Origin of the sequence: Exiguobacterium sp. KKBO11, from assembly GCF_001644945.1 — a bacterium.
Taxonomy (GTDB): domain Bacteria; phylum Bacillota; class Bacilli; order Exiguobacteriales; family Exiguobacteriaceae; genus Exiguobacterium_A; species Exiguobacterium_A abrahamii.
In genome coordinates this window covers 701229-717144 of record NZ_LUCU01000011.1, presented here as the reverse complement: position 1 = coordinate 717144, position 15916 = coordinate 701229, and the positions used below count along the sequence as shown (strand labels likewise).

Genomic DNA, 15916 nt, shown 5'->3' with positions numbered 1-15916 from the left:
AGATACCTCGGAAGGGTCTTTCATCGAGTTCGTCTGTTCGCCCTTCCAGCCAAGGGGCGACTCTCTAAGCAGACAAGGTCTTGATTACTCCTCTTCGTCTTCGGTCGTATGAATCATTTGGTTACGTCTAATATTGCCTCGTCTCTCGGTTCCTGTCAAGCGTTTGCTTCTTTTTCAAGAATCAATGTCACCGGTCCATCATTGACGAGCGCGATATCCATCATCGCACCGAACTGACCTGTCTCGACCGTCAGTCCTTGCGCGCGAAGACGTTCATTGAACGCTTCATACAACGCGTTGGCAAGATCCGGTTTCGCTGCTTCCGTGAACGCTGGGCGACGTCCTTTTTTGACATCACCATACAGCGTGAACTGTGAGACGGATAGAATCTGACCGTCGACATCTTGCAACGAACGATTCATCCGTTCCTCTTCATCTTCAAACACGCGGAGTCCTGCGATTTTATCAGCTAACCAGTTCACCTGATCGATCGTGTCTTCGTGCGTGACACCGACAAGCAAGAGAAAACCTTGCTTGATTTGACCGATGATCTCCTGATCGACTGTGACACTTGCTTCTTTAACTCGTTGTAATACGACTCGCATGACTCATCCGCTCCTTACGTCATCATGACGCGATGTACAGCATACACGTCAGAGATTTGTTTGATCCGATCGACGACTTTTTGTAAATGGTTGACGTTGTTGATCGCGATCGTCATCGTGATTTTGGCTTGTTTACTGTCGTCGCCTTTCCCGCTGACGGCAACAATGTTCGTATTCGTCGCAGATACCGACTGCAGGACATCGTTCAATAATCCAGCCCGGTCGAATCCAGAAATTTCGATTTCGACGTTATAACTCTTAACGGCTTTGCCTTCGTGTTCCCACTCGACTTCGAGCAAGCGTTCTGGATTTTGTTCATGAATGACGTTCAAACAATCCGTCCGGTGAATCGAGACACCCCGTCCACGGGTGATGTACCCGACGATATCGTCCCCTGGTACTGGATTACAACAACGACTCATGCGAACGAGCATGTTATCGATTCCTTTGACACGAACACCTTCTGGATTTTCCTTCTTCGGACGATCGAACGTCTTCATCTCACTGATCGCTTCGTTCAGTTCAAGATTTTTAGATTCTTTGTCTTTGCGTAACTTTTCCGTCAATTTATGAGCGACTTGGGCAGCTGTCAGACCATGATACCCAACGGCAGCATACATGTCTTCTTCTTGCGCGAAGTTGAACTTCCGCGTCACATCTTCGAGCGTCTTCTCATTGATGACTTCCTTCGGCTCGAATCCGAGTTTCTTGACTTCTGCTTCGATCAGTTCCCGTCCTTTAGAGACGTTCTCTTCGCGTTGCTGACGTTTGAACCATTGACGGATCTTGTTCTTCGCCTGACTCGACACACAAATCTTGAGCCAGTCCTTACTTGGACCATAACTGTGTTTTGATGTGACGATTTCAATGATGTCACCTGTCTTCAGCTTATAATCAATCGGTACCATCCGTCCGTTGACTTTCGCTCCGATCGTCCGGTGACCGATCTCTGTATGAATCCGGTAGGCATAATCAATCGGAACAGAGCCTTTCGGCAATTCGATGACGTCGCCTTTTGGTGTAAAGACGTACAACATGTCACTAAAGAAGTCGACTTTGACCGATTCCATGAATTCTTCAGCATCCGCCGTATCCTTCTGCAACTCAAGGATTTCCCGGAAATGGGCAATCTTATCCTCAAAGCCTGATTTCGCTTCCTGTTCCTTACCTTCTTTATACGCCCAGTGAGCGGCAATCCCGTACTCGGCAATAAAGTGCATGTCCCGTGTCCGAATTTGGACCTCGAGCGGCTCGCCTTTCGGTCCGATGACCGTCGTATGCAGCGATTGATACATGTTCGGCTTCGGCATCGCGATATAATCCTTGAAACGTCCCGGCATCGGTTTATATTGCGTATGAATGATTCCGAGAACAGCGTAACAGTCCTTGATTGAATCGACGATGATGCGTACAGCCATCAAGTCATAGATTTCACTGAACTCTTTTTTCGAGTTTTGCATCTTGTTATAAATGGAATAGATATGCTTCGGACGTCCATCGACTTCCGCTGCGATTTGTACATCATCAAGTACTTCGTTGACCTCTTCGATGACCGAACTGACGAGCGCTTCGCGTTCCGTCCGTTTTTGTTTCATCATTGAGACAATCCGGTAGTACTGTTGTGGATTGATATAACGCAAACTGATGTCTTCGAGTTCCCACTTGATCGTCGAGATCCCGAGACGATGCGCAAGCGGTGCAAAGATTTCGAGCGTCTCTTCTGCCTTTTGCACCTGTTTTTCCTTGACCATATGTTGCAACGTTCGCATGTTGTGCAGACGGTCAGCCAGTTTGATCAAGATGACGCGAATGTCTTCTGCCATCGCAATGAACATCTTCCGGTGGTTTTCAGCCAATTCTTCGCGTTTCGATTTATATTTGATTTTCCCGAGTTTCGTGACGCCGTCAACGAGCATCGCGACGTCGGGTCCGAATCGTTCCGTTAATTCTTCGAGTGTAATGTCCGTATCTTCGACGACATCATGAAGAAGCGCAGCGACAATCGTCGTTGCATCCAAACCAATATCGACTAAGATACCGGCAACTTGTACCGGATGAATGATGTAGGGTTCACCAGAACGGCGGAATTGCCCATCATGTTCGTCTTTCGCGAATTGGTAAGCCCGTTCGATGTCTTTGACTTCAGCTTGCGTCATGTATTCCGCACATCGAGCGAGAAGGTCTTCTACATTTACGATTTGTTTGTTTGTCATCCCTTTTCCTCACCCAGTCCCCGGGATCGTCTGCAACGGAATCCCTAATATATAGTTCTTATTATCGTGAAATCTTGAGAAGATGTCAAAATAAAAAGAAATACCCCCTTGGTCACCATGTACCAAGAGAGTATATATGCCTTAGTCTTCGTAACGAATCAATGAGAGAACGTCGTATCCTTCGAGTTTCTCACGTCCACCAAGACCATCGAGTTCAATCAAGAATCCGATTCCGGCAACCGTTCCGCCTAATTTTTCAATCATTTGGATCGTCGCTTCGATCGTACCACCTGTTGCAAGCAAGTCGTCAAGGATGACGACGCGTTGTCCTGGTTGAATCGCATCTTCATGCATCGTCAAGACGTCTTTTCCGTACTCAAGACCATACTCGACACGGACTGTCTCACGTGGTAATTTTCCTTCTTTACGGACAGGTACGAATCCAATCTCCATCGCGTAAGCGGCTGGGCAACCAACGACGAATCCACGTGCTTCCGGACCCGCGATGACATCAGCACCTTTACTGCGCGCATATTCGACAAGTGCATCAACCGATTGTTTGTACACTGGTCCGTTTTGCATGAGTGATGTGATGTCTTTGAAACTGATTCCTTCTTTCGGCCAGTTTTCGACCTCTTTTATATGCTGTTTGAACTCCATGTCTTTTCCTCCTGCTTCGCCGCTTCTACCAAAGTATCAAAACGCTCTTTCAACTGAGCGAGTGACGAATAAATGTATTGTTGCTCGAGCTCTTGACGCGCTTCATGACGCTGGTAAGTCGGAGCTTCCGTCAGATCTCGTTTTGCAGCATTTGGGTTCACACCCGGCAGCCCGTCCTCCATTGTAACAAGAAAATCAAGTTCCGAGAATACCGAATGCATAAAGTTAATCGATCGTTTCGTCCATTTTCGCGATTTCGACAAACGTACGAGACCAATCCGGAGCTCGTCACGTGGACATTTCGCGAAATACTGGAAGTAATGCTTGAAGTCCTCCCGCGACGGAATCGTCTCAAAATAATAGCCCTCGTCCTTAAAGGCACAATAAATCCGCTCTGCCTGTTGGACATATGGATGAAATGCGTCTTCTTCTTCCGGTAGATCGAGAAAGACGATATTTTGACGGATCGGACCGTTCAACGGACGTTCCGCGTACTTCTCTTTCACCTCATCAGTGAAGGCGACGAACGTCGTCGTCTCATGCGGTAAGGCGAATAGTTCGCTCAGCGGGCGCTTCCCCCCACGGTAATCAAATACTTGGACATCTTCGACAGCGACATCTTGAATCATCAATTGTGGTTTACGGAACCCATTCCACTCATTGATGTTCAGACTGCCCATCAAGTGAATCTCCGATAATGTCGAGACTTCATCGACGAGGTCGCCGAAGCCGAAGCCGATCGCATCGAGTTCCTTCCCGTCGCCTGATAATAGTGCTTTGACATGCGTCAAATCACGACCGATCCGTTTCATGTCACGGATCTTCGCTTGCTCGATGACGATTCGTGGCGCAGGATTTCCCATCCCGAACGGCGCGAGTCGCTGAATATCCTCAATCAACTGAATCGAGACATCGCTGACCTGTAGACGTAAATCGACATCGATTGTCGCGATGAAGGCATCGTCTGGCAACGTACTGGCTTGTTCATTCAAACGTTGACGTAACGCCTCGACGTCATCAGAAGAGAGCGTCATACCAGCAGCAGCGGGATGGCCTCCGAAATGCGGCAAGATATCTTCACATTTCGTCAGTTCAGCGAAGAGATCGAAGGCAGGGATTGAACGTCCAGATCCTTTCGCTGTTCCTTTTTCAGCATCGTGACACAGCATGATGACGGGACGATGATATTTTTCAACGAGTCGCGAGGCAACAATCCCGACGACACCTGGATTCCAGTCTGCCGCATCGACGACGAGCACGCGGTCCTCTTTAAAACGTTCTTCGACAAGCGCCGTTGCTTCCTCTGCAATCTGCTTGACGATATCTTGACGTTGTTTATTTTGTTGGTCGAGTTGTTTCGCGAGATGAAGTGCCTCGTCCTTGCTTTCCGCTAGTAACATCTCAAGCGCTGGCATCGCCGAATCCAGACGACCTGCCGCATTGATCCGCGGACCGAATGCAAATCCGACCGATTCTTCCGTCAGTTCGTCTTCCGTCAAACTACAGACGTCACGTAACGCAAGGATACCCGGACGTTCACTTGCATTCAGCGCCTCGATGCCGCGAATCGCAAGCAACCTGTTCTCTCCGACGAGCGGTACGAGATCGGCGATCGTTCCGAGCACGGCAAGATCAAGTAACTCGACGGGTTCACGGTCAAGCAGTGCATGCGCGACTTTAAAAGCAACGCCTGCCCCAGCAAGCTTCGAGAACGGATATGCTGGATCGACACCTGGATGTATCAAGGCGAAAGCATCGGGTAACGTCTCTTTTGCTTCGTGGTGATCGGTGATGATTAAATCAACCCCGAGTTCCTTCAGGACATCGGCTTCATGAATACCGGAAATCCCGCAGTCGACCGTGATGACGAGGCTGAAGCCTTCTTCTGCAGCCCAGCGAAACGCGGCTTCGTTTGGTCCATAGCCTTCCGTGAATCGGTTCGGGATATAACACTCTGCCATTCCTCCGATTTCAATCAAGGCATGCCAGAGAATCGCAGCGGAACTCACGCCGTCGACGTCATAATCACCATAAATCAAAATCATTTCGCCTTCGTTGACGGCACGTTGAATCCGTTCGACGACTTTTGGCATGTCTTTAAAAGCAAATGGATCATGAAATGCCATTTGATCGGTCTCTAAAAAATCACGGGCTGCTTCACGAGTCGTGAATCCCCGTTGGACAAGTAGTTGTGCGACGTGCGGTGAGATCGTGCCATCCGCCGTCAATTGTTCGATTTGTTCTGAATCGATGACTTTATCAAGCCATGTTTTTTTAGCATGGTACATCTCAAACCCTCCAATCAACTTCCCCATTATAATAGAAAATCCGCACCAGCGATAGCTGATGCGGATACTCTTTTAAGAAGCACGTTTTGTCCGACCAAGTGTCCGACCTTTCATGACGAGCCAGAGTTGCGCGGCGATGAAAATCGAAGAATACATCCCCATGATCAACCCGACAAGCAAGGCAAGACTGAATCCACGGATCGCTTCGCTACCGAAGATGTAGAGCGCTGCTGCTGTCATGATGACCGTGACGACCGTATTGATCGAGCGGATGATCGTCTGTTGGATCGATTCATTGACGATATGCTGCAACTCATCAAATGAGACTTTCCGTCCACCTTTTTCAGCAAGTCCGAGATTTTCTCGTACCCTGTCGAAGGTAACGATCGTATCGTTGACGGAATACCCAATGATCGTCAAGACGGCTGCGATGAAGTACAGATTGACTTCGATCTGGAACAGCGAGAAGAAAGCAATGATCATCAACGCATCATGTAGCAATGCGAGTACTGTCGCAATCCCGTAGAGCGGTTGGAATCGGAACGAGACGTAGATGACGATCCCGAGTGACGCAAGTAAGACGGCATAAATCGCGTTACGCGCGATTTCCCGACCGACTTGTGCCGAAACTGTCGAGATACTCGGTTCTTTCTTGTATTCCGCTTCAACCGATTGTTTGATTTCAGAAATTTGTTCTTGGCTGAATTCACCAACGAACGTGACGTTCGCTAACTTTCCGCCTTGAGCGAATTGAATACCATCGATTTCTTCCGCATCAATCCCGGCATCTTCAATGACAGAGCGGACGTCCGCTTCCTTGATTTGATTCTCAGAAGAAATCTCGACGCGCGTTCCTTGCGTGAAGTCGATCCCGAGGTTCAGACCACGGAACGACAACAAAAGGACCGACACGATGACAAGCGCGATCGTGATTGCGAAATAGACTTTACGATGTTTGACGTAATCGAATTTCGTAGGATTAAAGCTCACGGATTTCACTCTCCTTTACACCGAACCATGATTTCTTCTTATCGAACCATCGGCTACTGACAAGGAGTTGCATCAGGTAACGTGAGACAAAGACGTTCGTGACGAACGTGACGGCGATCGAAACCATCAACATGATGGCGAATCCTTTGACCGTACTTGTACCAAAGTAGTACAACACGCCAGCAGAGATCAATGTCGTCAAGTTGGCATCAAGAATCGTACCGAACGAACGACGGTTACCGGCTTTGAATGCGGACAAGACGGATTTACCACTTCGTAATTCATCCTTGATCCGCTCAGCAGTGATGATGTTCGCATCGACCGCCATCCCGACTCCAAGAACGAGTGCCGCAATCCCCGGTAACGTGAGGACGGCATTGATCCCGTTAAAGAAGATCATGACGAGATAGATGTAGAACAGTAATGTAATGATCGAAACGAATCCAGAGATCCGGTAGAACAGTAGCATGAACAAGAAGACCGCGGCTACACCAATAGCTGACGCGAACAATGTTTGATCAAGTGCATCCTGTCCAAAAGCAGCAGAGACCGACGTCGAGTAAATCTCCTCGAGTTTGACCGGCAGTGCACCGGCGTTCAGGATCGACGATAATTGTTTCCCGTACTCGGCATCGATATCGCCACCAGAAATGATCGCTTTATCCGAGTTGATCGGTTGTGTGACCGATGCATCCGAGACGATCTTCGAGTTTGCTTTTTGAATTTCTTTTTCATACGAATCGCCTTTCTCGTAATCGAGCCAGATGACGAGACGATTCGCAGGTGGTTGCATTTGTGAGACTTTTTGTGTCACTTCATAGAATTTCTCTTTTGATTTCATCGTCAACTCGACGAGTGGTTCATTCGTGTTCGGATCATACCCGACTTTTGCCCCTTTGGCTTTTAAGTCTGATCCATCGAGCAACAACTTATCGTTGATGTCACGGAATGACAATTGTGCTGTCGAAGATAGGATTTGACGCGCTTCCGTCTGATCCTTGACGCCAGCAAGCTGAACGCGAATCCGGTTATCGCCTTCGATCCGGATGTCTGGTTCAGAGACACCGAGGACGTTGACACGGTTCTCGATTGCCGTCAGCGTCGCACTCATCGCATTTTGATCGATGACGTCTCCTTCTTTCAGCGGTTGTACTTCATACAAGACTTCGAAGCCACCCTTAAGGTCAAGGCCGAGCTTCGTATCCTTCAACAACCATGACGATGTCGTACCAATCAGTACGAGCAACGCGATGACGACGATGAAGAATGTGGCAAGTTTCCCTTTCTTGATCATGCTACATTGTCCTTTCTCTAGTTCCCAGTATATTTTCAGACAACTTTGTTCTCCTACCCTAGCTTACAAAAGAAATGGTAATCTTAGCAAACGTTTTTCTCATATATAAACAGAAAAGACGCTCCGGAATCCGGAAAGCGCCTTTTCAATGCCTTATTCGACAGTTTCGTCGTCCATGACAGTCGTTGATTTTTTCGTCACTTCTGCGACAGCACTTCGGTTGAATGTCAATTGTGCATTACCTGACTTCAATGTCACCGTCATGTCGTCAACTTTTTGGACAACCCCGTGAAGACCACCGATCGTAACGATCGAATCGCCGCGTGAGAGTTCATTTTGCATCTGACGCACTTGCTTCTGGCGTTTGTTCTGTGGACGGATCAACAAGAAATAGAACACCACGAAGATCAAGATCATCGGGAGGAATGTGATTAAGCCTTCCATCTGATTCAGCTCCTTTATCATTCAAATCACGTTCATTATACCGTGAAAGAATTGATTTGTCAGACGATTTGTTAGAAATTCTTTGCGTTCGGTAAATTGTAACCGTATTCTTCGAAAAATTCTTCCTTGAAATCGAGCAGACGATCCTCACGAATCGCTTGGCGAACGCCTTCCATCAACTTGACGAGGAAGTGAAGATTGTGTGTCGAACAGAGATGCAGACCGAACGTTTCTTGCGCACGGATCAAGTGATGGATGTACGAACGCGAGTAGTTCTTACACGCGTAGCAATCACATTTCTCATCGAGCGGACGGAAATCACGTGCATACTTCGCGTTCCGGACGACGAGACGTCCTTGTGATGTCATCAACGTACCGTTTCGTGCAATCCGTGTCGGTAAGACACAGTCGAACATATCGATTCCGCGAATCGCACCTTCAATCAATGCGTCCGGTGAACCGACGCCCATCAAATAACGTGGTTTGTCTTCCGGCATGAGTGGTGTCGTGAATTCGAGCGCACGGTACATGACGTCTTTTGGCTCTCCGACTGATAGACCACCGACCGCATAACCAGGGAAATCAAGGGCAACGAGGTCTTTTGCACTTTGACGACGTAAGTCTTCGTATTCTCCACCTTGGATGATACCGAACAGCGCTTGATCGTGTGGACGTTCATGCGCAGCAAGACAACGTTCTGCCCAGCGGCTCGTTCGTTCGACGGATGCTTTCATGTACTCGTGAGAAGCTGGGTACGGTGGGCACTCATCAAACGCCATCATGATATCTGAACCGAGTGCATTTTGAATTTCCATCGCTTTTTCCGGTGACAAGAACAATTTGTCCCCGTTCAAGTGGTTACGGAAATGAACACCCTCCTCAGAAATGTTCCGAAGGTCAGCAAGTGAGAAGACTTGGAAACCACCTGAGTCCGTCAGAATCGCGCCATCCCAGTTCATGAATTTATGCAGACCGCCCGCTTCCTTGATGACATCATGTCCTGGACGCACCCAGAGGTGGTACGTGTTCGCGAGGATGATGTTCGCGTTCATGTCCTTGATTTGTTCCGGTGCCATCGTCTTGACCGTCGCTTGCGTTCCGACCGGCATGAAGACCGGTGTTTCGAAACTACCGTGCGGCGTGTGGACGATTCCTAACCGCGCTCCGGATTGTTTACATGTCTTGATATGTTCGTATGTTACCGCGTGTTTTGTCATTAGTTTCGTTCCTCTCTCGTTAAGAACATCGCATCACCGAAGCTAAAGAAACGATAGCCGTTCGCGACTGCTTCTTCGTAGGCGTGCAAAATGTGTTCCCGTGTCGATAACGCGGACACGAGCATGATCAATGTTGATTTCGGCAAGTGGAAGTTCGTGATCAGACCATCAATCCCTTTGACTTCCTGACCTGGGAAAATGAAGATGTCCGTCCAGCCCGTTGCTTCGACGAAGTCGCCGTGGTCACGAATGACCGTTTCAAGCGTCCGTGTCGATGTCGTTCCGACCGCGATGATCCGTCCGCCTTGTTTCCGTGTTTCGCGTAGCAAAGCAGCTGAACTTTCCGGCAGTTCATAGTACTCACTGTGCATCTTGTGACTATCGACGTCGTCGACCGAGACAGGACGGAATGTGCCAAGTCCAACGTGTAACGTCAACGGTGCGATCCGGACGCCTTTTGCTTGAAGCGCTTCGAGCAATTCCGGTGTGAAATGCAGACCAGCCGTCGGTGCTGCCGCACTTCCGCGTTCTCGAGCATACACCGTCTGGTAACGATCTTGATCCTCGAGTTGTTCATGAATGTACGGTGGCAGTGGCATCGTTCCGAGTTGGTCAAGCACTTCATAGAAAATGCCGTCATAGAAAAACTTCAGGATTCGTCCCCCGTCTTCAAGTGCTTCGACACACTCAGCACGGAGTAACCCGTCACCAAACGACAAAATCGTTCCTGGTTTAACGCGTTTTGCCGGTTTCGCAAGTGTTTCCCAGACATCGTCACTCGTCTGCTTCAAGAGTAACAATTCGATTTTCCCACCCGTCTCTTCCTTCACACCAAAAAGACGTGCTGGTAAGACTTTCGTATCATTGATGACGAGTGTATCGCCTTCGCGGAAGTGGTCGACGATATCATGGAAGTGCTGATGCTGAATCGCACCTGTCTCCCGATTGAGAACCATCAATTTCGAACTCGTCCGGTCGAGCAATGGCACTTGGGCAATTTGTTCTTCTGGTAAATGAAAATCAAATAAGTTTACATCCATTGGTTCAATTTCCTTCTTTCAGTCCTAAATGTTGGCGAGCGAACGGTGTTAAGACACGTCCGCGCGGGGTACGTTGTAAAAAGCCTTGTTGCAGTAGATATGGTTCATACACATCCTCGATCGTCTGCGCATCTTCCCCAATCGTCGCTGCGATCGTCTCGAGACCAACCGGACCACCGGCAAATCGTTCAGCAAGCGATCGTAGTAAACGATGGTCGACATCGTCGAGCCCTAGTGCATCGACATGCAAACGATCAAGCGCACTTGTCGCGAGCACAGCATCGATCTCGGTTTGATGGGCGACTTGAGCGAAGTCACGGACACGCCGTAACAACCGATTCGCGACACGTGGTGTTCCGCGTGAACGGAGTGCGATCGCTTCTGCAGCGAGACGATCCGCTTCGAATCCGAACAATCGCGACGTCCGGGTCACGATGGCAGACAACTCTGACATCGTATAATATTCAAGCTTCAGCGTCACGCCAAAACGATCACGGAGCGGTGCCGATAACATCCCCGCACGTGTCGTTGCACCAACGAGCGTAAACGGTGGTAAATCAATTCGGACGCTGCGGGCGAGTTCCCCTTGACCGATGACGATATCGAGACAATAGTCCTCCATCGCTGGATACAGGATCTCTTCGATCGATCGACTCAATCGGTGAATCTCGTCGATGAAGAGGACATCGCCCGGCTCCAGTGATGAGAGGATTGCCGCTAAATCACCCGGTCGTTCGATTGCAGGACCGGCTGTCGTCTTGATGCCGACTCCCATCTCGTTCGCGATGATCGTCGCAAGCGTCGTCTTCCCAAGACCCGGAGGACCGTAAAGAAGAACGTGATCGAGTGTTTCTTGACGAATTTTTGCCGCCTCGATGAAGACACTCAAGTTTCCTTTTGCTTTCTCCTGCCCGATATATTGCTCGAGCGTCTGAGGACGCAGACTCCACTCTTCTTGATCTTCCGCATGGGCGGATTCTGACAAAATGCGCTCTTCCATGTCCTCACCTCACATTCAATAACAACTGGAGTGCCCGTTTGACATATTGATCCGTCGACAGGACTTCTGCCTGCAACGCTTTTTTGACTTTCTCGACTTCTCGGTCACTGTAACCTAGCGCCGTCAAGGCTTCACAAGCTTCATTCAATTCAGCATTGCCTTGCGCGAACAAGCCTTCGCTCGTTACGTAATCCGGTGCGAGCTCGGCTAACTTTCCTTTTAGGTCGAGTGTCATTTGTTTTGCTGTTTTCTTGCCGACCCCCGGGAACTTGACGAGATAACTTTCTTTCTCTTGTTCAATCGCTTCAACGAGCGCATCGACATTCCCTGATGCGACGATTGCAAGCGCTCCCTTCGGTCCGATTCCTGTGACACCGAGCAACTTCGTGAACAAGGCACGCTCACGACGGGAACGGAATCCAAATAAGACTTCTTGGTCCTCACGGACATAATGATACGTATATACGATGATCTGTTCGTCTCCGGTCCGATAAAAAAACGGGTTCGGTGCTACGATTTTGTAGCCAATCCCGCCAACTTCTACCGTCACGAATTCCGCACAGACATAAGCGACTTCGCCGCGTACGAATTCTATCAATGTGGAACGCTCCCATCCTTAAACAAACTCTCGTGTTATTGTAGCATACATCTTCGTTTGGCTTCAAAGCGTTCTTCAGCAAAAATCAATACATATGTTCGCTCTCTCAATCAGAAGACAAAAAAGCGTGATCGTTCGCACGACCACGCTCCCATCCTCTATTTTAGGAACGATCAAGCATCCGGTCGAGCGCCAACACGGCATGCCGCGTCGTCTCTGCGTCGACTTTAATGATGTTGACCGGCTCACCGGCTTCGACTTGTTCGAGCGCCCACGCTAAGTGCGGTAAGTCGATCCGGTTCATCGTCAGACACGGACACATGAATGGATTGAGCGACACGATATCGAGTTCCGGATGTGTCGTCGCGAGTCGATTGACGAGATTCATCTCTGTTCCGATCGCCCACTTCGTTCCGGGAGCAGCCTGTTCGATTTGTTGAATGATGTACGCGGTTGATCCGTTGAGATCAGACGCTGTCACGACTTCATGCGAACATTCCGGGTGAACGAGAATCTTTCGCTCCGGATCCGTCTTGCGGAACTGATCAATCTGACCGACCGTGAATTTCTCATGGACCGAGCAGTGTCCTTTCCACAAGATGACGCGGACGTCCTGGTCTTCCCCGTCAAAAACGAGTTCGTCCTTGATCGGATCCCAAATCGCCATCTGTTCTAACGGAATTCCGAGTGCGTGCGCTGTATTACGACCGAGGTGTTGATCCGGCAGGAAGAATAAGATGTCGCGTTCAGCAAGCGCCCATTCGACCATCTGGACAGCGTTTGACGACGTCACCGTCGCCCCACCATGACGACCAACGAACGCTTTGATCGCTGCCGTCGAATTGACATACGTCAACGGTAAGATCGACTCCCCGAACCGTTCCGTCAAGATTGTAAAAGCACGCTCCGTTTGCGTATCGTTCGCCATATCCGCCATCGAACAACCAGCACGCATGTCAGGCAAAACGACCGTATGTGACGTATCTGTCAACATGTCTGCCGTCTCTGCCATGAAGTGGACACCACAAAAGACTGTATATTCCGCTTCTGTCATCTGCTTCGCGACTTGCGCGAGCTGGAGCGAATCTCCTGTCGCATCCGCGAACTGGACGACTTCATCCTTTTGGTAGTGGTGGGCAGGTAAGAACAAGCGACTGCCCATCCGTGCTTTGACCCCTTCGATGATCGCGATCAAGTCTGCTTCTGTTTGCTGTAAGTACGACGCCGGAATTCCCTCGTGACGTAATAGATCAAATGACATCTTTTTTTCCTCCTTCGATTTTCATGCTGATATCAAGTGCTGTTGCTGAATGGGTGAGTGCCCCGAGTGAGATGACGTCTGCTCCGCTATCCGCGAAGTCTGATAACGTGTCTATCGTGATCCCGCCGGATAACTCGACCGTGATATGCGGTGGAATCAATTGCCGGAGTTGTTTGATTTCTGCTGGTGTCCGGTTATCGAGCATGATGATATCGACTTTTGCAGCCACTGCCTCCAGCACTTCCGCTTCCGTCTCGACTTCGACTTCAATTGGTGTCGTATGACCCGCGACACGTTTTGCTCGCGTCACCGCTTCCGTAATCGATCCCGCTACTGTGATGTGGTTGTCCTTGATCATGACGGCGTCATCGAGACGTCCGCGATGACTATAGCCACCCCCGACGCGAACGGCATGTTTTTCGAGCATTCGTAATCCAGGGGTCGTCTTTCGTGTATCCGTGATTCGGATTCGTCCTGCTGCTACCTCGACCGCTTGACGTGTCTTCGTCGCAATCCCGGATAAGCGTTGCACTAGGTTCAAGGCGACCCGTTCTCCGCTTAAAATGTCCTGTAACGAACCAGACCACTCGGCAAGGAGTGTGCCTCGCGTGACGATCGTCCCTTCCGCTACATGAATCGTCACGTCGACTTGTAAGAGATGTGCCATCTCCCGAATGATGTCGACTCCGCAAAAGACACCGTCTTCCTTTGCTAGAAAACGACCGGTCCCGCGTTCTTGTCCCGTCAGACATCCTTCACTTGTGATATCCCACTGTCCGATGTCCTCGATTAAAAATGCTTCCAGTTGTTGCCGTAACTGCCACTTGTTCAACGTTCTCATCCTCTCCTGTCAACCGACTTCGCGCCCCTTCAAGCAACAGACATGCCGTTACGTGACGTAATCGATTCTCTTCTGCTTCCTGTCCGGATTCGTCTAATGTCCAGCTTTTTAACTCTTCTAAACTATCTTCTATTTGCTTAACATCCATTTCGACACCAATGACCTGTGATAGACGGTCTGTCACGGAACGAAGTGTTCCCGGGCGTCGTTTGATTTGTTTGACTGAAAGTTTTGGTAACAACTCGAGCTGTTCAGCTACTGCTTTCCCCATGACAACACATTCAAGGAGCGAGTTCGACGCCAGACGATTTCGACCGTGAAGTCCAATCGATGCTGTCTCACCGACCGCGTAAAGTCCTTCGACATGCGTCTGTCCCGTCAGATCCGTTTCGATCCCGCCCATCAAGAAATGGATGCCTGGTGCAATTTCAACGAGATCCGGATTTATGTTCAGTTTTTCACATTTTTCAACAAACGTTGGAAACCGTTTTGTCCGATCGATGACGTTTGACGTATCGAGATAGACCGGTTCACATTTTCGCACCTCATGGATTCGTTTTGCGACTTCATCTCGCGCCGCTAAATCTTGCATCGGATGATCCGCCATGATCCGGTCACCATTTTTCGTTACAAGCGTCGCTCCTGCACCTCGTAGTGCTTCCGTGATCAAACCTTCCGAGCGACCAGCATGAACGAGTACCGTCGGATGATGCTGGATATAACCGAGATCACGAATCGTCGCCCCCGCTTCAAAAGCGAGTGCAATCCCGTCTCCTTGAATCAAAGGGTCATTCGTCGACGCCGCGAATAATCCACCCACTCCACCGGTCGCGAGAATCGTCGCGCGCGCCACAATCTCGATCGGCTCCCCATGGCTATATCCGACTGCACCAACTACCTGCCCATTGACTTGAATCAACTCTGTGATACGCGTCTGCTCGAGAATCGGAAATGGTACTCGCGGCATCAACGTCTCCATGATCCGTTTACCAGTCTCGTCCCCGCCAGAGTGATAAATCCGCGGCAAACGATGTGCTCCTTCACGACCGAGCAAAAACTCTCCCTCGGATTGATCGAATGGAACGCCTTGTCGTAACAAGAATTCCATCGCCTCGGTTCCCGATCGGGTGACGTAATCGACGACGGACGGATTGATACGCCCTTTTGCTGCTTGGCACGTATCTTCAAAGTGACCACGATGATCGACTTCTGCATAAGCGGAAGCAATCCCACCTTGTGCTCGAACAGAATTTGTCTCAAACCGCGTACCTTTTGTGACAAGCAACGCTTCCGTTCCGGGTGGAAGATGCAGGGCAACCGAAATCGCAGCAAGTCCTGTTCCAATGATCAGCACATCCGTCTCAAGTCTTTTATGTAAAGACATATGTTTTACACCTCTATATCTAAATATTTACTATTGACTTGACAATAAGTTTGGCATACTTTTAGCTGAGTGACAAGACGA

At 49.4% G+C, this 15916-nt stretch carries 12 protein-coding genes, 1 pseudogene and 1 other annotated feature (1 of these 14 running past the window's edge); all 13 genes and pseudogenes read right to left on the bottom strand.

Translation table 11 applies throughout. The annotated features are described in order from the left end of the window. Positions 1-110, bottom strand: a binding site (T-box leader) (it extends 112 nt beyond the left edge of the window). Between the two features lie 45 nt (positions 111-155). Next, positions 156-605, bottom strand: a complete 450-nt coding sequence (dtd, locus tag AYO36_RS03745) for a D-aminoacyl-tRNA deacylase (protein WP_064299562.1) — start codon at positions 603-605, stop codon at positions 156-158. Positions 606-619: 14 nt separating this feature from the next. Then, positions 620-2818, bottom strand: a complete 2199-nt coding sequence (locus tag AYO36_RS03740) for a RelA/SpoT family protein (RefSeq protein WP_023468927.1) — start codon at positions 2816-2818, stop codon at positions 620-622. 141 nt (positions 2819-2959) lie between these two features. Further along, positions 2960-3478, bottom strand: a complete 519-nt coding sequence (locus AYO36_RS03735) for an adenine phosphoribosyltransferase (protein WP_023468928.1) — start codon at positions 3476-3478, stop codon at positions 2960-2962. Further along, on the bottom strand, positions 3457-5766 hold the full coding sequence (gene recJ, locus AYO36_RS03730) for a single-stranded-DNA-specific exonuclease RecJ (protein ID WP_064299561.1): 2310 nt from the start codon (positions 5764-5766) through the stop codon (positions 3457-3459). Before recJ ends, AYO36_RS03735 begins: the two co-directional genes overlap by 22 nt. A gap of 72 nt (positions 5767-5838) precedes the next feature. Beyond that, positions 5839-8050, bottom strand: a pseudogene (gene secD / locus AYO36_RS17170) (protein translocase subunit SecD). A gap of 153 nt (positions 8051-8203) precedes the next feature. Then, positions 8204-8494: a preprotein translocase subunit YajC gene (gene yajC, locus AYO36_RS03720; protein ID WP_029342244.1), complete on the bottom strand. Its 291-nt coding sequence runs from the start codon at positions 8492-8494 to the stop codon at positions 8204-8206. A 71-nt stretch (positions 8495-8565) separates the two neighbouring features. Then, positions 8566-9711 carry a tRNA guanosine(34) transglycosylase Tgt gene (tgt, locus tag AYO36_RS03715; protein WP_029342245.1) on the bottom strand — a complete coding sequence of 382 codons (1146 nt, stop codon included), beginning with the start codon at positions 9709-9711 and terminating at the stop codon, positions 8566-8568. After that, positions 9711-10751: a tRNA preQ1(34) S-adenosylmethionine ribosyltransferase-isomerase QueA gene (gene queA, locus AYO36_RS03710; protein WP_064299560.1), complete on the bottom strand. Its 1041-nt coding sequence runs from the start codon at positions 10749-10751 to the stop codon at positions 9711-9713. The genes tgt and queA overlap by 1 nt, the downstream gene beginning before the upstream one ends. A 4-nt stretch (positions 10752-10755) precedes the next feature. Next, a complete protein-coding gene (ruvB, locus tag AYO36_RS03705) occupies positions 10756-11751 on the bottom strand; it encodes a Holliday junction branch migration DNA helicase RuvB (protein ID WP_023468935.1) in 996 nt (331 codons plus the stop codon). A 4-nt stretch (positions 11752-11755) separates the two neighbouring features. Beyond that, positions 11756-12349 carry a Holliday junction branch migration protein RuvA gene (ruvA, locus tag AYO36_RS03700; RefSeq protein ID WP_064299559.1) on the bottom strand — a complete coding sequence of 198 codons (594 nt, stop codon included), beginning with the start codon at positions 12347-12349 and terminating at the stop codon, positions 11756-11758. Positions 12350-12512: 163 nt separating this feature from the next. Continuing rightward, positions 12513-13610 (bottom strand): quinolinate synthase NadA, encoded by a 1098-nt coding sequence (gene nadA, locus AYO36_RS03695; RefSeq protein ID WP_064299558.1) that lies wholly within the window; start codon positions 13608-13610, stop codon positions 12513-12515. Next, positions 13600-14442 carry a carboxylating nicotinate-nucleotide diphosphorylase gene (gene nadC, locus AYO36_RS03690; protein ID WP_064299557.1) on the bottom strand — a complete coding sequence of 281 codons (843 nt, stop codon included), beginning with the start codon at positions 14440-14442 and terminating at the stop codon, positions 13600-13602. The genes nadA and nadC overlap by 11 nt, the downstream gene beginning before the upstream one ends. Beyond that, a complete protein-coding gene (locus AYO36_RS03685) occupies positions 14366-15835 on the bottom strand; it encodes an L-aspartate oxidase (RefSeq protein ID WP_064299556.1) in 1470 nt (489 codons plus the stop codon). Before AYO36_RS03685 ends, nadC begins: the two co-directional genes overlap by 77 nt. Positions 15836-15916: the final 81 nt, after the last annotated feature.